Annotated in this window: 16 protein-coding genes; 11 read left to right on the top strand and 5 right to left on the bottom strand. The window is 60.1% G+C overall.

Features of this window, described 5'->3' with window-relative positions; genetic code table 11:
* Positions 1 to 26: 26 nt before the first annotated feature.
* Complete coding sequence (locus tag ACP0KA_RS15725; protein WP_424629679.1) at positions 27 to 518, bottom strand: sigma-70 family RNA polymerase sigma factor; 492 nt, start codon at positions 516 to 518, stop codon at positions 27 to 29.
* Positions 519 to 861: 343 nt separating this feature from the next.
* Between ACP0KA_RS15725 and fabI the strand changes: the two genes are divergently transcribed.
* From fabI to ACP0KA_RS15765, 8 genes are all read left to right on the top strand, one after another.
* Positions 862 to 1,680 carry an enoyl-ACP reductase FabI gene (gene fabI / locus ACP0KA_RS15730; protein WP_424629680.1) on the top strand — a complete coding sequence of 273 codons (819 nt, stop codon included), beginning with the start codon at positions 862 to 864 and terminating at the stop codon, positions 1,678 to 1,680.
* A gap of 12 nt (positions 1,681 to 1,692) precedes the next feature.
* A complete protein-coding gene (locus ACP0KA_RS15735) occupies positions 1,693 to 2,286 on the top strand; it encodes a histidine phosphatase family protein (RefSeq protein ID WP_424629681.1) in 594 nt (197 codons plus the stop codon).
* A gap of 110 nt (positions 2,287 to 2,396) precedes the next feature.
* Positions 2,397 to 3,479: a chorismate synthase gene (gene aroC / locus ACP0KA_RS15740; RefSeq protein ID WP_424629682.1), complete on the top strand. Its 1,083-nt coding sequence runs from the start codon at positions 2,397 to 2,399 to the stop codon at positions 3,477 to 3,479.
* 44 nt (positions 3,480 to 3,523) lie between these two features.
* On the top strand, positions 3,524 to 4,714 hold the full coding sequence (locus ACP0KA_RS15745) for an adenylate/guanylate cyclase domain-containing protein (RefSeq protein ID WP_424629683.1): 1,191 nt from the start codon (positions 3,524 to 3,526) through the stop codon (positions 4,712 to 4,714).
* Positions 4,715 to 4,854: 140 nt separating this feature from the next.
* Positions 4,855 to 6,024 carry a GNAT family N-acetyltransferase gene (locus ACP0KA_RS15750; RefSeq protein ID WP_424629684.1) on the top strand — a complete coding sequence of 390 codons (1,170 nt, stop codon included), beginning with the start codon at positions 4,855 to 4,857 and terminating at the stop codon, positions 6,022 to 6,024.
* A 188-nt stretch (positions 6,025 to 6,212) separates the two neighbouring features.
* Positions 6,213 to 7,973, top strand: coding sequence for a chloride channel protein (locus tag ACP0KA_RS15755; RefSeq protein ID WP_424629685.1), 1,761 nt, complete (start codon positions 6,213 to 6,215; stop codon positions 7,971 to 7,973).
* Between the two features lie 164 nt (positions 7,974 to 8,137).
* Positions 8,138 to 9,664: a sensor domain-containing diguanylate cyclase gene (locus ACP0KA_RS15760; RefSeq protein ID WP_424629686.1), complete on the top strand. Its 1,527-nt coding sequence runs from the start codon at positions 8,138 to 8,140 to the stop codon at positions 9,662 to 9,664.
* Between the two features lie 288 nt (positions 9,665 to 9,952).
* On the top strand, positions 9,953 to 10,543 hold the full coding sequence (locus tag ACP0KA_RS15765) for a hypothetical protein (RefSeq protein WP_424629687.1): 591 nt from the start codon (positions 9,953 to 9,955) through the stop codon (positions 10,541 to 10,543).
* Positions 10,544 to 10,608: 65 nt separating this feature from the next.
* Here ACP0KA_RS15765 and ACP0KA_RS15770 read toward each other — a convergent pair whose 3' ends face one another.
* Together ACP0KA_RS15770 and ACP0KA_RS15775 are read right to left on the bottom strand one after the other, a co-directional pair.
* Entirely contained in the window at positions 10,609 to 12,300 is a 1,692-nt protein-coding gene (locus tag ACP0KA_RS15770) for a methyl-accepting chemotaxis protein (protein ID WP_424629688.1), read from the bottom strand.
* 282 nt (positions 12,301 to 12,582) lie between these two features.
* The gene (locus tag ACP0KA_RS15775; protein ID WP_424629689.1) at positions 12,583 to 14,265 is read right to left on the bottom strand and encodes a methyl-accepting chemotaxis protein; all 1,683 of its coding nucleotides are present in this window, start codon (positions 14,263 to 14,265) and stop codon (positions 12,583 to 12,585) included.
* Between the two features lie 367 nt (positions 14,266 to 14,632).
* Between ACP0KA_RS15775 and ACP0KA_RS15780 the strand changes: the two genes are divergently transcribed.
* Complete coding sequence (locus ACP0KA_RS15780) at positions 14,633 to 15,475, top strand: DUF1194 domain-containing protein (RefSeq protein WP_424629690.1); 843 nt, start codon at positions 14,633 to 14,635, stop codon at positions 15,473 to 15,475.
* A gap of 266 nt (positions 15,476 to 15,741) precedes the next feature.
* On the opposite strand, the gene ACP0KA_RS15785 is transcribed toward ACP0KA_RS15780, so the two are convergent.
* On the bottom strand, positions 15,742 to 18,009 hold the full coding sequence (locus tag ACP0KA_RS15785; protein WP_424629691.1) for a carbamoyltransferase C-terminal domain-containing protein: 2,268 nt from the start codon (positions 18,007 to 18,009) through the stop codon (positions 15,742 to 15,744).
* A 44-nt stretch (positions 18,010 to 18,053) separates the two neighbouring features.
* Between ACP0KA_RS15785 and ACP0KA_RS15790 the strand changes: the two genes are divergently transcribed.
* Entirely contained in the window at positions 18,054 to 18,302 is a 249-nt protein-coding gene (locus tag ACP0KA_RS15790; protein ID WP_424629692.1) for a hypothetical protein, read from the top strand.
* Between the two features lie 129 nt (positions 18,303 to 18,431).
* Positions 18,432 to 18,698, top strand: a complete 267-nt coding sequence (locus ACP0KA_RS15795) for a GlsB/YeaQ/YmgE family stress response membrane protein (protein WP_424629693.1) — start codon at positions 18,432 to 18,434, stop codon at positions 18,696 to 18,698.
* Positions 18,699 to 18,720: 22 nt separating this feature from the next.
* On the opposite strand, the gene ACP0KA_RS15800 is transcribed toward ACP0KA_RS15795, so the two are convergent.
* On the bottom strand, positions 18,721 to 19,521 hold the full coding sequence (locus tag ACP0KA_RS15800; protein WP_424629694.1) for a class I SAM-dependent methyltransferase: 801 nt from the start codon (positions 19,519 to 19,521) through the stop codon (positions 18,721 to 18,723).
* Positions 19,522 to 19,602 lie beyond the last annotated feature (81 nt).

Raw genomic sequence — 19,602 nt, forward strand, 5'->3', positions numbered from 1 at the left:
ATATCTTTTCCGTCTTCAATCCGATTTCATTTAACACGCCGCAACGCCGGGCGCTCGCCTTCCAGGCTCGCCTTCACGTGCGCTCTCGCCCGGGCGAGCCGTGACATCACGGTACCGATCGGCACTGCTTGGATGTCAGCGACATCGCGGTAGCTCAGTCCTTCCAGCACCACGAGCAGCAGCACGGCGCGCTGGTCCTCGGGGAGCGTGGCCAGTGCCCGGGAAATGTCGCGCCCCTCGGCTTCCGTGCCGCTGGCATCCGCCGTGGTATCGTAGAGTTCCGTCATCGTCGGTTGCCGGGCCAGCGAACGGCGGCGGTTCCGATTGAGATTGGTCAGGATCGTGTACAGCCACGCCCGCAGGTCGCCGCCGATAAACAACCGCTCCGAGCGCAACGCACGGACCAGCGTATCCTGCACCAGATCGTCGGCGAGATCGGTATCCCGGGTCAGCGCCCGCGCATAGCGCCTCAAGGCCGGAATCAGGGTTTCGACATTGTGGCGAAAATCGTGGTTCATCAGGGGCTCTGTGCGGGCCGGCACTTCCGCCCCGTTCTACAGGTAAAACACCGAAAAGACGGCACTATTCCGCGGTCTTGAGTGGATAAGGTTAGTGATCCCCGACCCTTGTCTAATGTCCCGGTTCTAACGTTCGCATCACTTTGCAGCACTCTCTTTGAGAACGTTAGAACCAGAAGGGACACTAGCATCTTGATGAAACTAGTGCGCTTTTGGATTTGACGTTCGTAATAAGGACTCGCTGCGATACTGATACGAACGTCAAATCCAGCGCACTAGCTTGAACGGCTATTGCGGCTATGCCATGAGGTGGCTCGGTTCTCCAGCAATGGACATGAGTTAAATGGCTGAAAATATGGGCCTGATGCGCGGCAAGCGTGGTGTGATCCTGGGGGTCGCCAACAATCGGTCGATTGCTTACGGAATTGCGAAGTCTTGCCGCGACCAGGGCGCAGAGCTCGCTTTCACCTGGCAGGGCGACGCACTGAAGAAGCGTGTGGAACCGTTGGCCAAGGAACTCGGCGCCATTACGCTCGGCCATTGCGACGTCACCGATTTCTCGACCATCGATGCGGTGTTCGACGAGGTGAAGAAGCAGTGGGGCAAGATCGATTTCGTTGTCCATGCCATCGCGTTCGCCGACAAGGACCAGCTCGATGGCCGCTATATCGAGACCACGGCGGACAACTTCTCCAAATCGATGCTGATCTCGTGCTACTCGCTAACCGCGATCGCGCAGCGCGCTGAGCATTTGATGACCGATGGCGGCTCGATCCTGACGCTGTCCTATTACGGTGCTGAGAAGTGGATGCCCCATTACAACGTGATGGGCGTTGCCAAGGCTGCGCTTGAAGCCAGCGTCCGCTATCTGGCCGCAGACCTCGGCGAGAAAAACATCCGCGTCAATGCAATTTCGGCCGGGCCGATCAAGACGCTCGCCGCGTCAGGCATCGGCGATTTCCGCTACATCCTGAAGTGGAATGAATACAACGCGCCATTACGCCGGAACGTTACGCAGGAAGACGTTGGCGATAGCGCCATGTATCTCCTGTCCGACCTGTCCCGCGGTGTGACCGGCGAGGTGCATCACGTCGATTCCGGTTATCACATCGCGGGCATGAAGCGCCCCGATGCGCCGGATATCTCCCTGTCGAAAGAATAAGTCTGCACGCGCATGCCCACTATTTATTTTGTCCGCCACGGCCAGACCGAATGGAATGCCGCCGGCCGTTTCCAGGGTTCGCAGGACATCCCGCTGAACGATATCGGCAAGGGGCAGGCGGTTCGCTCCGGCGAACTGCTGACAGACATCCTTGCCAACGATTCCCACGATCTGGCGAAGATGCCATTCGTGTCCTCCCCGCTCGGCCGCGCGCGCAATACGATGGAATTGTTGCGCGGAGCGCTCGGCGTCCCGCCGCACGGTTACGAGCTCGACGATCGCTTGCGCGAAATTGGTTACGGGCACTGGGAGGGTTCGACCCTGGCGCAGATGGAAGTCTCCCATCCGGAGCTGTTCGCGGAACGTCAGGCCGACAAATGGGGCGTGCCGCCGCCGGGCGGCGAGAGCTATGCTTCCGTCACCATTCGCGTGCGTGATTGGTACGACTCGCTGTTGCAGGACACCGTGACCGTCTCCCACGGCGGAACGATGCGCGCGCTGATGGTGGCGCTCGACGTCGAAACGCCGGTGAGCGCGGTCGATACGCTGGTGGAGCAGGGCGTGGTCTACGTATTCCGGGGCGGCCAGGTCACGAAACATAGTTAATGCTTCGTTAAAGTGGCACTTTAAGCGTATTTGACGCTCCCGACCCCGCGCGTTACGACATCGGATCAAAATCGCTGTTTAGCGGTTTCTCCGAGGTCGGGTAATTCACCATGTCTTTCAATACGTTCGGCCATCTGTTTCGCGTCACGACCTTCGGCGAAAGCCATGGGGTCGCGATCGGCTGCGTCGTCGACGGTTGCCCGCCCCGCATTCCCATTACGGTTGAAGAGATCCAGCGCGACCTCGATCGCCGCCGTCCGGGCCAGTCGCGGTTCACCACCCAGCGGCAGGAAGCCGATCAGGTGAAAATCCTGTCCGGCGTGATGGACACCGAGAACGGGCAGATCACGACCGGCACGCCGATTGCGCTCCTGATCGAGAACACCGACCAGCGCTCAAAAGACTATTCCGAGATCAAGGACAAGTTTCGCCCGGGCCACGCCGACTTCACCTATGAGGCCAAGTACGGCCTGCGTGATTATCGCGGAGGCGGGCGCTCGAGCGCGCGCGAGACCGCCACGCGTGTTGCGGCCGGCGCCATTGCCCGCAAGGTTCTGCCCGGCTTGAACGTGCGCGGTGCGCTGGTGCAGATGGGGCCGCACAAGATCGACCGCGCCAACTGGGACTGGGACGAGGTGGATCGCAATCCGTTCTTTTGTCCGGACAAGGCCAAGGCGGAGTTCTTCGCCGAGTATCTCGATGACATCCGCAAGAGCGGCTCGTCCATCGGTGCGGTGATCGAAGTGGTCGCCGAGGGCGTGCCCGCGGGGCTCGGCGCGCCGATCTACGGCAAGCTCGACAGCGATCTCGCCAGTGCCCTGATGAGCATCAATGCCGTCAAAGGCGTGGAGATCGGTGCGGGCTTCGGTGCTGCCGAATTGCACGGTGAGGAGAACGCCGACGAAATGCGCATGGGCAATGATGGCCCGGTGTTTCTGTCCAACCATGCCGGGGGCATTCTTGGCGGCATTTCCACCGGGCAGGCCGTGGTGGCGCGCTTCGCGGTGAAACCGACATCTTCGATCCTCACGCCACGCCGCACCATCGACAGGTCCGGTGCGGATACCGACATTATGACAAAGGGCCGTCACGATCCGTGTGTCGGAATTCGTGCAGTTCCAGTCGGTGAAGCGATGATGGCCTGTGTGATCGCGGATCACGTCCTGCGTCACCGCGGTCAGGTCGGTAATTAGCGCCGGGCTTGACCCCACGCCGCCAGGTAAAGCAAAACTGGCGCATGGTGGCCGCTGAACTTCAAAGCGTTGCAGACTGGTTGATCGATGGTGCGCGCTCGGCGTCACGCGTTGACCAGTTCATGGCTCAGGCCTGCGAGCGGATGGTCGATTGCGGCATTCCGCTGTCGCGGGTCGGCGTGTTCGTCAGCATGCTTCATCCCAATCTGATCGGCCGCAGCTTCATTTGGCGCCAGGGTTCCGGCGTCAGCATGGGAGGCATGGCCCATGGCTCTGAGGCGTCTGACGATTATCTGTCGAGCCCGCTATCGATCGTATTCGAGCAGGGGCTCGAGGTGCGGCGGCGTCTCCTGGATTCGAGCGTCGGCAACTCGCCGTTTCTGGCCGAAATGCGCGCCTCCGGTGCGACGGACTATATCGCTCTTCCGCTTCACATGTCCGACGGCGAGGTCCATGCGTCGAGCTGGCTGACCAAGGATCCCGACGGCTTCAGCGATGCTCACATCGATGGCATGCGATCGCTCCTGCCGCCGCTGACGCGCATGATCGAAATCTGGCTGTTGCGCCGGACCGCTGCGGGCCTGCTCGACAACTATGTCGGCCCGCGGGCAGGGGCGCGGATTCTGGCCGGACAAATTCGCCGGGGTCACACCGAAGCCATGCACGCCGCGATCTGGCTTTCGGATCTGCGGGGCTTCACACCGCTGTCGGATCGCCTGTCGCCGGAAACGGTGGTGAATGTCTTGAATACGTACTTCGATTGCCAGGTCGCACCGATCCTGAAGCATGGCGGCGAAGTCCTCAAATTCATGGGCGACGGGTTGCTGGCGATTTTTCCCATCGCCGAGAATGAGGGGGACGCGGCCACGGTTTGCAGCCGGGTCCTTGAAGCCGCCCGCGAATGCCGGACCAACGTCGAAGCCATGCGCTGCGAGGCGGGGGCGGAGATCCTCGACGGTTTCCGTTTTGGCCTGGCCTTGCACACGGGGAAGGTGCTGTACGGCAACATCGGCGGTGGAGATCGTCTCGACTTCACCTGCATTGGCCCTGCGGTGAACCTGGCTGCCCGGATCGAAAAAATCACCAGCCGGCTCAATCGCACGGTCTTGGCGTCCGCCGATTTTGTCCGCCATACGGACTGCCCGTGGACAGATCTTGGGCTGTTTTCGGTGGCGGGGTTTTCGGCCGACGAACGGGTTTACGGCTTGCCGGAAGAGCCAAGCGCTGCAGGTTGATGGGCATACGATACAACCCGAGAAGGATGGCGATGCCTGGTCATCCATTTGTGATTGGCCACTGAACAAAAGCTGCGGAATGAATAAAGCTTTTAGGGGCATCGCGCCGCCGTCGGCGCGGATGTTTCGGGCCTTATTTCATGACCAGTATTATTTCAGACGCGACCAGCGCCTCGTTTTCACTGCGCATCGTCACCCGCGCGGAGCTGCAAGATTGCGATGCGTGGAAATCCGCGTTCAGGGACTCCAGGAAAGATCATCGCTACTACGAAATTGTCGAAGACACCCTGCGCGACCGGTTCGAGTACGGCTATCTCGCCATTGTCGATGCGGTGGGGATCATCCGCGCGGTACAGCCGTTTTTCCTTCTGGATCAGGATCTGCTGGAAGGGCTAGGGTCCGAGTGGCGTCTGGTCTCGTTCGTGCGGCGACGTTATCCCCGCTTGTTCAAACTGCGAACGATGATGGTGGGGTGCTCCGCAGGTGAGGGACATCTTGCGGAGGCAGGCGATCTGCCGCCCGCACTGATCGCCAAAGTTCTCTCCGACGGAATCGTGCAGATCGCGCGCTCCATCCGCGCTTATATGATCGTTCTGAAGGAGTTTCCGGCAGAGTATCGCAAACCGTTCGGTTGCTTTCTCGAAAAGGGTTTTACCCGTATCCCCAGCATGCCGATGACCATCATGGATACCGGTGGCTTTCCCGATTTCGATGCCTACGCACTCGCCAAACTGAGTGGCCAGACCCGACGGCAGTTGCGGAAGAATTTCAAGGCGACCGAGGGCATTGAGATCAGCATGAGAGTCACCGACGATGTCGGCGGCTCCGTCGGTGAAATATACCGGCTTTATTTGCAGGTGTTTGAGCGATCAAAACTTCGCTTCGAAGAATTGACCGAAGACTACTTCCGCGCACTCGGAAAACGGATGAGCGACAAGACCCGGTTCTTCTCCTGGCGCCGTGATAATGCGCTGGTCGCTTTTGCCCTGTGTATGGTGGAGAGCGACCAGCTCTTTTACGAATATGTAGGGTTGGACTACGCCGTTGCGCTCGACTTCCATCTCTATCACTACGTGACGCGCGATCTTTTTAACTGGGCTGTTGCAAATCGTTACACCTGCATCCGCAGTACCGGGCTAAACTACGAGCCGAAACTGCGATTTCGCCATCGCCTCGATCCGATCGATCTCTATGTCCGCCACACCTCATTGCTTGCCAACGCCGTGCTCAGACGGGTGCTCCCCCGCATTGTCCCGGCGCGTTACGACCCGGTGCTGCAGAGATTTCCCGACTACAATTCGCTGTGGTGAGCCGTTGTCATGTACTGTTTCCGGTACAGGGCTACGGTCACATAAGGTTCATACGACCGGAGTGGCTGCATGATCCCGATGCATTTTTGAACCGCGAAATCGGCTGATTTTCTGGGTAGCATTCTCCGTTGGGAGGCGTAAAAGCCCGCCCTAAATCCCCCTGTCGCTCATGTTGCAAACCTAGCTCGATGGTCCCTTCCGGCTTTTATCTCGAAGCTCCGCGACGACTGCGGGCGCTCGTCAGAGCGCGTGAATCCACACTGATCGTCATTGCCGCTCTGATCGGCGCCATCTCCGGTCTGCTGGTGGCTGCCATGAGCGCCGCGGTGGAAGTGCTCCATGTCGCACTGTTCAACATTCCGATCGGCGCGCGCCTGTCCGGCCAGACCTCGATTGACCCGGTGCGTGCCATCGCCGTGCCTGCGCTTGGCGGGCTGGTGCTGGGGTTAGCTCTGCTAGTGCTGCTGCGGTGGCGTCCGGGACGAGAGATCGACCCGATTGAGGCGAACGCGTTGCACGGCGGCTATATGTCGTTTCGGGGCAGTATCATCGTCGCCCTGCAAACGATCTGGTCGAGCGGTGTTGGCGGCTCGGTCGGGCTCGAGGCGGGCTATACGCAGCTTGCGAGCGGCGTGGCGTCGTCCGTTGGTCGCGGCTTTCATCTCCGGCGTGTCGACCAGCGCGTGATGGTTGGCTGCGGTGCTGCCGCGGCAATTGCGGGGGCGTTCGGGGCTCCTCTCGCCGGCTCCTTCTATGCCTTTGAGCTTGTGCTCGGCAGCTATGCTCCGGCCAGCCTTGCTCCCATCGGTATCGCAGCCGTGACCGGATACGCGGTGACACACGCGTTCGCCCCGCTGTCTTTAGGAATCGTGGTGCGGCAGGTCGGTGAGGTGATGGGGCAGGATCTCGCCATCGCGTGCGTTCTCGGACTGCTCGCAGCGCTGACCGGCATCGCCATCATGCGCGGTGTCGCGCTATTCGATACGCTGCTGTCCAAAATCAATCTGTGGTCTCCGCTGCGCCCCGCGCTCGGCGGATTTATTGTCGGGCTTATGGCGCTTATCACACCGCAGGTCCTCGCCTCGGGCCACGGAGCGCTGCATGTCAACAGCATGATCGTGCTGCCCGTCACGACGATCGCCATTATTTTCGTGTTGAAGGCTTTCGCCTCCATCGTCTCGCTTGGCTCCGGCTTTCGCGGAGGATTGTTCTTCGCGTCATTGCTGCTTGGGTCACTCGGCGGGCACTTGTTCGCCGCAGGCCTTTCCGTCGTTTTCCCGCATCTGAATTTCGATCCCAATGTCTACGCCATCATCGGAATGAGCGCGTTGTCGGCTTCGATCATTGGTGGCCCGCTCACCATGTCCTTCATCGCCCTTGAGGCAACGGGCAATTTCTGGCTGACGACCGCGGTGCTGATCGCGGTGATTATTTCAATGCAGGTCACGCGCGAGCTGTTCGGCTATTCGTTCGCGACGTGGCGTTTTCATTTGCGCGGTGAGACCATTCGCAGCGCTGCGGATGTCGGCTGGATCAGAGATTTGACAGTGAAGACCATGATGCGGGCCGATGCAGTAACGGTCGATGCTGATATGCCGATCAACGATTTCATCGCCAAATTCCCCCTCGGATCGAAAACGCAGGTGGTGGGTATCGACGCTAGCGGTAGCTATGCGGGCGTGATTTTTGTCGCGGAAGCGCAAGGATTGAAGGATACGCCCGGAGCAGGCGTAAAAGACATTCTGCGCTATCGCGATGCAACATTGTCGCCGGAGATGAATGTGAAACAGGCGGTCGCTGCATTCGACGCTGCAGAAGCGGAATCGCTCGCGGTGGTTGATTCAGCACATCAACGGCGAGTGATCGGAATTCTCACCGAAGCGCATACGCTGCGACGGTACGCCGAAGAATTCGACAAGCATCGGCGCGACGTCCTTGGCGAAATATAACCTTCGCTACGTGCAGTTCCAGTTATGCGCGCCTTGGTTGCCGACTTTAGCAAATCATTAACAGCGACTTGTCTGAGTTCGATGCTGTGTAGCTCCGTAGACGTCCGATTAGCAAAATAAGAGCAGGTTGACGCTGCCCTTTGTTCGATTTTGGAGCGGCGGAGTTGGAATTCCTGCGGTCGATGCTGATGCATTCCAGCCGGACGTTTGTCTGGTCAGCGACCGCATGTGGACTCGTGGTCCTGCTCTCGTTCTTTTCTGCGATCGGTTACGACTTCTATCGCTCGACCATTCAGATGAACGAGCAGGCGGCGATGAACATCGCGTCTCTCACCAGTCAAAGGATCGCGCGCGACATCGAACTTTACGACCTGTCGCTGCAGTCGGTTCTCGAGGGCGTAACTGATCCCGATATTCTGTATCAGGAGCCGGAACTGCGGCAGAAAATCCTGTTCGACAGGTCAGCAACAGCCCCCGGATTGGGATCCCTCGTTGCGATCGACGAAAAGGGAGAATTTTTTCTGGACTCGCACGGCGTTTCGCCACGGGCTGGAAATTTTTCCGATCGGGAATATTTCAATGTCCATCGTAATCCCGGCGTCGGGTTTTACATCAGCAAGCCGTTCAGGGCTCGCTTGCAGGAAGGCATCTGGAGCATCTCGGTCAGCCGTCGCATCAACAAGCCCGATGGCGGGTTTGGCGGCATCGTTTCCGGCACGATACGGCTCAGCTATTTCGAGCGCATCTTCGACAAGGTTTCCATGGGGTCGCGGGATTCGATCGTGTTGCTCCGGGATGATGGCACGCTGGTCGCGCGCAATCTGAACGTCATGGATCCTATTGGCGCCGACTGGCACGCCGCGCCGGTCTTTACGCATTTGCGGAACCAGCCAGAAGGAACGTTCGCCAGCGATCAGTCGATGGATGGTACCGCACGTCACTTTGCATTCCATCGGGTTGGTGAGTTGCCATTTGCCGTGGTCGTTGGCCTGTCCACCGATCAGATCCTTGCGCCCTGGCGATCGAAAATGCTGGTGCTGGCCGGCATATTTGCAATCATGACGAGCAGCGTGCTCATGCTGGTGTGGATGTTGGAGAGCGAGCTTCGACGGCGTGCCACCGCGGAAAAGGCGGCTGAGCTGCTGGCCCGCACGGATGGCCTCACCAAACTCGCCAATCGCCGCTGGTTTGATCGTGGATTGGCGCGCAAATGGAGCCGTGCCGCGCGCGATGCTCGACCGATGTCGCTGCTGATGATCGATGTCGATCATTTCAAGTCGTTCAACGACACTTATGGCCACCAGGGTGGTGATCGCGTCCTGCGGGCCATCGCTGGCGTGATCAGCGATTCCATCAGGCGACCCGACGATCTCGCGGCCCGCTACGGCGGCGAGGAGTTTGCAGTGGTGCTGCCAAACACCGACAGCCGAGGGGCAAGGCAGGTTGCAGCTTCTATTCGCGATGGCGTGCATGCCCTGCAGATCGGTCACGGCGGCAGTGAACACAGCATCGTGACGGTCAGCATCGGGTTGGCGACAGCGATGCCCGGTTCCGAGACGGCAAAACCGCTGCTTCTGGTTCGAGAAGCGGATGCGGCGCTTTATCGCGCGAAGGACAATGGCAGAGACAGCATCTGCGCAGGCGATGCAACGCCGCCCAACGCTGAGGCCCTTATCAGCCGTGCGGGCTAATGTCCCGAATCCGAACTCGCCTCATGATGCAGCGCGCCTCGCAGCGAACTTCGGATTCGAAAGGACACTAGCAACCTATGATTCTAGTGTGGCTCAGGTTCAGAAGTTCGCTTGAAGGATGCGCGGAAAAATGAAGCGAACTTCTGAACCACCACACTAGTGGTCGCAAAATTCAATTGCCGCCTGCATCAATTCTCTCTCAATAAAATTTTAGCTCTGCGATACGCAATAAAACCCCGCATGCAACGTTATGATTCTGGGGGTGCACACCTTTGGTGGGAGTGAGCCATGCTCAGAAAATTCATGATTGCAGTCGCTGCCGTTGCGGCAGTTGCTGCGTATTCACCAATTGATGCCTATGCGCGCGGCGGCGGGGGCGGCGGCCACGGTGGAGGCGGCTTCGGCGGGGGCGGCGGTTTCCACGGCGGCGGGTTCGGGGGCGGCGGCTTCCATGGCGGAGGCTTCGGCGGAGGCGGTGGCTTTCGCGGCGGAGGGATGATGGGTGGCGGCTTCCGCGGCGGCGGCTTTGCCGGCGCGCCGGCTTTCCGTGGTGGTGGCTTTGGCGCCGGGCCGGGCTTTCGGGGCGGAAGTTTTGCTGCGATGCGCGGAGGCGGCTTCGGTGGCCCCCGCTTTGCGACGGTGCCGAGGGGCGCGCGTTTTGCCGCCGTTCGCGGTGGAGGATTCCGCCACGGCTTCCATCATCGCGGCCATTTCCGCCGCTTCGCTCCGTTCGCAGTCGGCTTCGGCTTTGGTTGGCCGTATTACGACGACTACGGGTACTACGACAATTACGACAACTACGATTACGGATGTTACGATCTGCAACAGGTCCGGACGCGTTATGGCTGGCGCTGGCAACGCGTCTATGTCTGTGGCTGAGACGACCCCTCAAAAAAAATCGGCGGCTGCGAAGCCGCCGATTTTGCTTTGATCGGGGGATTTGATCAGGCGGCGCGAACCGTCGTCAGGAATTTTTCAACTTCAGTCTTGAGCCGGCTGCTGTCGCTGGACAGCATCTGCGCGGACGACAGCACCTGACCGGACGCGGCACCGGTTTCCCCGGCACCGCGGCTGACATCGGCAATGCTGGTGGCGACTTCGCCGCTGCGTTGAGCGGCGTACTGCACGTTGCGGGCGATTTCCTGCGTTGCCGCGCCTTGTTCCTCCACCGCCGCAGCGATGCTCGAGGAGATTTCCGAGATCATATTGATGGTTGTGCCGATTTCCTTGATCGTGGCGACCGACTCCTGGGTCGCCGACTGCATCCCGGCGATCTGGGTGCTGATCTCGTCGGTGGCTTTTGCGGTCTGGGCTGCCAGCGCTTTCACCTCCGAAGCAACGACGGCGAAACCGCGCCCGGCTTCGCCGGCGCGGGCGGCTTCGATCGTGGCATTGAGTGCAAGCAGGTTGGTCTGTTCGGCAACGGCGGTGATCAGTTTGACCACATCGCCGATGCGGGCCGCGGCCTGCGAGAGTTCCGCGATGCTGGTGTCGGTCTTCTGTGCCTGACGCACGGCCTCGTTGGCGATGCGGCTGGATTCCTGGACCTGACGGCCGATTTCGGCGACCGACGAGGTGATTTCCTCGGTCGCAATGGCAACCGATTGAACGTTGCTGGAGACTTCCTGCGATGCGGTTGCGGCGGAGCCGGAGGTTCTGCCGGTGGTTTCCGCGGTTGAGGTCAGCGTATTGGCCGCAGCCTCGAGCTCTGTCGAGGAGGATGAGAGCGACTCGACCATTTCGCCGATCAGCTTTTCGAAGTCGCTTGTGATCCGGTCCACCCGCTGGCCGCGCTGGATCTTGGCTTCTGCATCGGCTGCCGCGGCTTCGTCAGCCGCCTTTTTGGCGACGAGGGCTTCCTTGAAGACTTGAAGCGTGTCCGCCATGGTTCCGATTTCGGTTTTTTCGCCCCGATGCGGGACCTCGGCGGTGAGATCACCTTCGCCGAGTGCCTTCATTGGAGCCACGATGGATCCAATGCCGCGCGACACGTCGCGGATCAGGTAGAAGCCGATGCCGATACCCAACAGAACCGAGAAACCGAGGGAGATCATCACAATCTTCAGTGCCGTAGCGTAGCTGTCGCTAGCCCGCTTGCTGGCGGCTGCCGAACCGGCGTTGTTGAGGTCGATGTCCTGCTTCAGGATCTGGTCAGCCTTGACGCCGATCAGATTGACGGTGGTGGTGTTCAGTTCGTGCGCTTCATGGGTGGAGGTCGAAGTCGCCTTGCGCGAGAGTTCGAGCACTTCCTTGGCCGCATTTTTATAGCGAACCCACTGCTTCAACCACTCGTCGTACAGCGCCTTTTCCTCTGGCGACGCGATCAGCGGTTCGTAGGTGGCCCGAAGCTTGTCGTTGCCCTCCACGATGGTGACCAGCAGCTGTTCCTGCGCTTGTTTCTCTTCGACGGTCTCCGCCAGCATATGTTCGCGAACCACGTTACGATAGTTGATCGTACCGGCGCGCAGGTCACCCAATGCGCGGACGCTGGGCAGCCAGCTGGTCTGGATTTCGGTCGCGTTGGCATTGATGTCTTGCATCTGCCGAAGAGCGAGCAGGCCCATCGCCGCCATGGCGACGAGCAGGAGCGCGATCACAGCCGTGATCTTGGCGCGGATGGAGACCTTGGAAAACATGATGACATTCCTTGGGCTTTTCAAACCCGTTGCGACGAAGCAGACGCCGTAGCCGTTTGGGGGAGGCGATGGATGAACAGAGCAAGCCTTCGGATTCCATGGCCTTGTTTGGCTGCTGGAATCCGTTAACGCATTTTCGCCACATTGGGTGAAGGCTTGGTAAAGGCGCGCAACCGTGAGACTACGGGCGCCCGGATTTTCGCGCCGTTTCTGCCGGGCAGCTCCGCATTTTACGAAAACACCGGGTTTGTCGAAAGAGAACGGCGGCCTATTCGCCGCCGCTTATGCCGCGCGGATGGTTGCCAGGAAGTTCTGGACCTCAAGCTGAAGGTGATTGCTCTCTTTCGAGAGCGATTGGGCAGCGGTCAGGACTTGAACGGAGGCTGCGCCCGTTTCGCTGTTGCCGCGATCGACATCCGAGATGTTCGCAGCCACCTGGGCGCTGAGTTCAGCCGCCTGCTGGACGTTACGGGCGATTTCCTGAGTCGCCGCTCCCTGTTCTTCGACGGCGGCAGCGATGGTCGAGGAAATCTCGGACATCAGGTCGATGGTAGCGCTGATTTCCTTGATGGTCGCAACCGAGTCCGTCGTCGCGGCCTGCATCCCGGCGATCTGTGCGCTGATCTCGTCGGTCGCCTTGGCGGTCTGGGAAGCCAGGGCCTTCACTTCAGAGGCTACCACGGCGAACCCACGGCCTGCCTCGCCCGCGCGGGCGGCCTCGATGGTCGCATTGAGCGCAAGCAGATTGGTCTGTTCGGCAACGGCCGTGATCAACTTGATGACATCGCCAATTCGGGTCGCGGCGTGGGACAGCTCGCCAACGCTGGCATCCGTCTTCTGGGCCTGTTGGACAGCCAGTCTGCCCACACGGCTCGATTCCTGAACTTGCCGGCTGATTTCATTGACCGACGAGGTGAGTTCCTCGCTGGCGGTCGCGGTCGATTGGATGTTTTCAGAGACGTTCTGCGACGCGCTTGCAGCCGAATTGGAGAGCTGCCGGGTCAGGTCGGCGGCATTGGTCAGGGTACCGGCGGTGGCTTCCATTTCTGTGGAGGCTGACGACAGGGACGAGATCATTTCACCGATCATGGATTCGAATTTGCGGGTGGCATTGTCCACGGTCTCGGCCCGGCGCATTTTGGCGTCGGCGTCCTGCGCTGCAGCCTCGTCCGCCGCGGACTTTGCGATCATGGCATCCTTGAAGACTTGCACGGCATCGGCGATCTGGCCGATTTCGGTAGCCTCGCGCTGATGAGGGACTTCGACACTCAGATCGCCGGTGGCCAGCGTGCGCATCGGCTGAAGGATGGAGCCGATTCCGCGGGCGATGTCGCGAACAATGGTGACGGCTGCACAGAGTCCGATCACGACCATGATGGCGAGAACGCCGAGCACGATGCGAAATGCAAGAGCGTAGTCGCTCTTGGCTGTTTCCCCGGATCTTGCTCCGCCCTTTTCATTCAGATCGACCAACTTGAGCAGCGTATCGTCCATGGCGCGGCCCGGCGGGGTTGCCTTGTCGGTATTGATCTCTACGGCCTTGGCAAAATCGCCCTTGGCGGAGGCCGCAATCACGTCGTTTGCGGCACTGCGATAATTCTGCCAGAGGGTACCCAACTGATTGAAGAGTGCTCGTTCCTCCGGCGAGGAAATGAGCGGCTCGTACTTACTGATCGCAAGATCGTATGCCTTGACGCGATCAGCGAGAGCCTTGTTGACGCTGGCTTTCTTTTTCTCATCGGTGATCAGGATGTGGTCGCGCAAAATCGCCCGATAGCGCGCCGCCTGAACCCGCAGTTCGCTGATCTGACGGATACTAGGCAGCCAGGTCACCCGGATGTCCTGCGCGGATTCATTGATCGCCCGCATCTCGTAGATGGCAAAGGCGCCGAGGGAAATTGGAGCGATCAGCAGAAGGGAAACGAGGGCAATCAACTTGGTCCGAATTGAGAACTTCGAAAACATCTACGGTCATCCCTTGGGCGGTTTGATCCCCGCGCGAGCGAAAACGGTCAGTCGAATGGAATTCGACTGCCGGGGCAGTGTGGTCGTGTTGCAAGTTCCAGTCGGACAATGACGCAAAATGTGCGCAATCCGCATAGATTAGCTTAAGGAAATTGCGTGAACCGTTGGTAAACGGCCACCGTTGGCCCTGCCGGAGCGATTGAAGACCAGGCAAGCCGCTCGAGGCGGCAGCGATCACCTCGCGGTTTGGGTGGTCTCCTGTCAGACGGGAATAGCCGCACACAGATGCGTGCGTAATGCAGGTTCCCGCTTTTCCGCTTCCGTCGGTCGTGACACGATCTGATGTGGAGTCCACGGGAGGGTCGCCATGCGATGGTCTGTCTCGATCGGAGGGGTTTTCGCCGCCGGCGCGCTGTTGGCGGGGGATGCAGCCAGCCTGGCGGCGCCGAACACGACACCGGTGCAGACTCAGAAGATCGACGAGTCCAAGCGCGTCGATGTCGAACTTATCCTCGCTGTTGATGTGTCCTATTCAATGGACATGGACGAACTGGCTCTCCAGCGCGAAGGCTACGCCGGCGCCATCACCTCCACGGAATTCCTGCAGGCGTTGAAGACCGGTCCGACCGGAAAGGTCGCTGTGACCTACTTCGAGTGGGCGGCCTCCAACGACCAGAAAGTCGTTATGTCCTGGCGCATCATTGACGGTCCGGAATCCGCCGATGCCGTCGCCGAGGAAATTTTGAAGGCGCCATTGCGCCGTGCCTCGCGAACCTCGATCTCCGGCGCGATCAATTTCGCGATGCCGTTGTTCGAAGCAAACGAATATCACGGCCTTCGCCGCGTGATCGATGTCTCCGGAGATGGTCCCAACAACAACGGCGAGCCGGTGACCTTGGCGCGTGATGCCGCGCTCGCCAAGGGCGTGACCATCAACGGCCTGCCGATCATGGCCAAGGAAACCAACTACGCGACGATGGATATCGAAAACCTCGATTTCTACTATGAGGATTGCGTGGTCGGCGGTGCCGGATCGTTCGTGGTGCCGATCAAGAGCAAGGAAAAGTTCAAGGAAGCCATCCGCACCAAATTGGTGATGGAAGTTGCTGGCCGCGTGCCGGAGCCACGGGTCATTCCTGCTGCGGCACGCGAGCCTCGCGTGTCGTGCCTGATCGGCGAGAAGATCTGGCAGGAGCGGTGGGGGCGTTGATATCCCGACTCTTATTTTGACGCGTTTTCTTCACGCGAACTCGTGTCTCGATTCCGAAGTTCGCACAGACGTGCGGCTTGTTCGGATGAAGCTCTCCATCGAGCTTGCGGTTTCATTCGGAGGAACTTCAAATCCGCGGCACTGGGGCGTGTACCCATAAAGCCGGATTGTTCGCTTCCAGGGGTGGAGCACGCATGGCCTGACCGGCCGGGAATCTCTGCAAATGACCCGAAAGGGACATTCCGCCTGGTCGGCACACACGCTTTTCACGACGCCCGCGCTCCGGATAACCCGACCACGGCGTTCATTTCGCTTTGCCACTCCGCGAGCCATTCAGGGATCCGCGCCGCCGCACGGGTTGCAGTTTTCCTTGTCCAGGCCGCGATCACCTGTCCTTCCTCTGAGAACATGAACACACCGTCCATGCCCTTCGCGCGGCGCAGAGTATCAAGCGCCTGGATGGGGGTTTGCGCGATAGGTCCCCCGACGTTGAAGGATGTATTCACCGCGACCTCGACGCCGATTCTCCTTCCGAGCGCTTTCAAATAGGCGTGCGTTACGGCATCGGTATCCTCGCGTACGATCTGCAGCCGCGCGGTCCCATCGACGTGAATGACGGCGGGCACTTGGGCGCGCGCTTGAGGCTTGGCTCTCGCGGTCAGCACCATGTAGTTATAGGCGTTGTAGTCATCGTCCGAGGCGCCCTCGGACAAATCGAACAAAGCCTTTGCCGCCGAAAGCGTCACCATGGGCGCGAGCGGCCGGATCGCTTCGCGATATTTGACGCGCTCGTTAAGCAGTTCGCGCGTGCGCGGGTTGCAAGGGTTGGCCAAGATCGATCTGTGACCCAGCGCTCGGGGTCCCGTCTCTGCCGGCCCCTGGAACAGCGCAATAATCCCGTCTCTCGCGGTGATGAACGCCATCAAGTCGGCGATGGCCTCCATCCCGGGTCCGTGCGACGCATCGCCGACGCCAATCCAGGCCACATCGGCGGCACCGTCCAGAGCGACGTGGATATCGGACATGCGGGGGGCGCGACCGCAATAAAAAGCGTGCTGGAGCGACGACCCAAGACTCACCGGCTCAAGACACACGCCGGCGGCGGCGGCGAATGCGTAAGCTGCTCCTATCGTGACCCCGGCGTCGTTCGGTACAGGCGGCGTCCACAAATGAAGCTGCGTCGATTGCTTGACGACGCGACCGTAGTAGCCGGCGTCGAAATGCTCCAGCACGCGCATGTTCGCGGCTGCGTTAAGCGCTGCGCCGCCGGTCAGCACCAGCCGGTCGCTGCCCGTTATCCGGATCAGACCATCAATGATGTGGACGAGACCATCCTCGAAAACCATCTGGGTGGCCGCCGCCTTGTCGAGCCTTTCCTGCGTATTCGGCCGGTGATGGATGTCTTCGACACGCAGGACGGCATCGGGATTCCACATCTCCTCAGGCGCGATGGGCCGGCCCAGGATCCGGGAGAGATCCTCGGTATAGGGCTGACGAAGCATACGCCGGGGCCAATTCGCGAGCGAACGGTTGAGATACACGTCGCCGTCCACCCGAAGATCAAAGATGTCTTGCAGCTGCCGATAGAAAGTGTTGGTCGAACGATCCATGTCGCCATAGGCCGCGGCGCCCATATATCGGCCTTCGCTGCTGAGCGCTGTCCAGCCGCCCTGCGTCGAGCTGATGATGCCGTAAAACATTCCGAGCGAGTCGAATAAGCTGGCGTTGCTCCGGATTTGCCCAACCACGCCGTTCTCGCCGAGATAGAGCGTCGTCGAGGCGAAGTCGCCCGAACCATCGACAACGACGATCATCGTCTTTTGCCGCTCTCTGGCAAAAGGCGAGGCCAAATATGAGAACCATGCGTGATTGTCGTGGTGCGGCATGCCAATGATCGGCATTCTGCAATCGAGGCCGAAGAGCTGACCCAACCGGGCTGGGGCTTTAAATCCCTCCTTCAATTGGTCGCCATCGAAGAGCACAGCGTTACCCTGGAATGGCAGGTGCAGGCTTGCGGGAAATTCCTCCAGAACGGACCGAAGCGCCGAGGCCATAAGCAGAGAGTAATCGTAGGTCGCGAGACAAGCGACGATCCGCTCGGGGCCAATGCCCAAACCTTTCATGATTTCAGTCAACACTTCGAGCGATGCGTGAGGATAGGCGTTGGTATGCTTTCGGCCCGAGAAGCGCTCTTCCTCATTGTTGCAGATGATCCGGAGACCGCCAGCAGGCGTCACCTCGACGAGCGCAACTCCCGTGTTGTGGAATCCGCCGATACTTATGCCAACGAGATAAGCCGTTTCGCCGCGCGCCAGTCTTGCGACCAAATCTCGCGCCCGCTCGGCGGCGAATTGGCTGTTCGGACGATGAATGCCTTTGTGCCGCAAGAACCGCTCCGCAAGGGGGAGGGCGGCCCTGAACCCGGCTGCAGCAAGCCGCGGATGGAGTGGTGTGAAGCGCCCGGCTCGACTTGTATTTCGCACTACAAAACTCCTGGGCAAACGCGAAGCGGGCTCAGGCGCCACTGCTACCATATCTCGAAAATCGGCATCTTTGCGCTCCTCGAAAGGATTAACCCGTGCGACTGAAAAGCAGAGACGTGCCTTCTGTGAATGTCCGTTCCTGGCCCTTAGCGGACATGGCCATCTTGGTTGCTGATCAAGTGCGGATGGACGAGAAAGTTGATCGACCGATCGTCCTCGCGGCACTAATGGCAAGCGAGTTGTCTGTCGGATACGGCTACCAGACGCTCGACAATCTCGCCGGCTACTTGGCGACCCACTTGGCCACCCACTTGGCCACCCACTTGGCCGCGCGCAACTCGTAAGCGCGCGACGGGTCTGGGGAGCCTCCGGCGTCTCAAATGATCGCGCGTTTTGATCTACATCAAGACGGCTGTTGTGCGAGCTTCTCAGGGTGATGTCCGCAAATGCCTGTTCGCGACGGGAGCTGCAAGATGGGCATCATCTGGACGATTATCATCGGCTTTATCGTTGGCGTCGTCGCCAAGTTCATTATGCCTGGCGACAAAACGGAGCCGCAGGGCTTCATCCTGACGACCATTCTGGGGATCGTCGGCGCGTTCGTCGCGACCTACCTGGGCCAGGCCGTCGGCTGGTACAGGGCCGGTGAGTCCGCGGGGTTCATTGGGGCCGTCGTGGGCGCAGTCATCCTGCTTTTCCTCTATGGCTTGATCACCGGCCGCCAAAGTCGCCCGACCTGACGGTGCTGAAGTCTGCGTCGCGTCAGTCCGCGCGGCGGGCGAGATAGAGACTTGTCGTCATATTCCGGACAACGCGATTTCCAAAGTCCTCGCGGGCGATGCGGCCGAGTTCGGCCAGCACCGTCTCGCGGTCGGAACGGGCGTTGACGTTCGAGTAGGTCGCATACAACGCCACGGTTTGCTCGGCATCGAGCACATGAGGCCATCGGCTCGCTTTGTGTTCCACGAGATCGAACGCACCGGTGCGCTTCAGCGCTGCCAATCGCGCTACAGAATCCAGCGCGAAAGGGATGCCGCTTTCGCCGGCTGAGGGGCTGGCAGGGGCCTCCAGCAATTCCTTGGTCGCGTCGTGAAACGGATCCGGCCGGCTGTCATCGCCGAACACGTTCCATACTGCGGCCCACCAGCCCCCTCGGCGAAGCAGGCTCGCGATCTTCACGAGAGCGGAATCTTCATCCAGCCAATGAAAGGCTGTGGCGCTCACGCCCAGGTCGAAGGTTTCACTTTCCAGGGCTGCGTCCTCGAATGAGGACACCATGACGCTCAACGTTTTACCGGGATGGGCGTCGCGCAGGAAATCGGCAAGGCGCTGGTCCGGCTCGATGGCCACCAACGGGTCAGCGCCGTGTTCGAGCAGCCGATGCGTCGCGGTGCCGGTGCCCGCTCCGATCTCGAACACCGCAGCGTCGCGGCGCAAACCGCATCGTGAGGTCAGGGTGTCATACACCCATTCAGGATAGGGCGGTCGCGCGCGGTGGTAGCCCGCGGGATTGTCGCCGAAAGCCTGACGGCCGAACGCCTTGCTCAGTCTGTTCGGAGTCATGTGCATCCCAACTTTCGCAAAAATCCCCAAATTCCCGGCGTCGAAGGTGTTCACAGATCAAAAAAAAACCGCTGCATGAAA

This window comes from Bradyrhizobium sp. SYSU BS000235 (genome assembly GCF_049747295.1).
In the GTDB taxonomy this organism is placed as follows: domain Bacteria; phylum Pseudomonadota; class Alphaproteobacteria; order Rhizobiales; family Xanthobacteraceae; genus Afipia.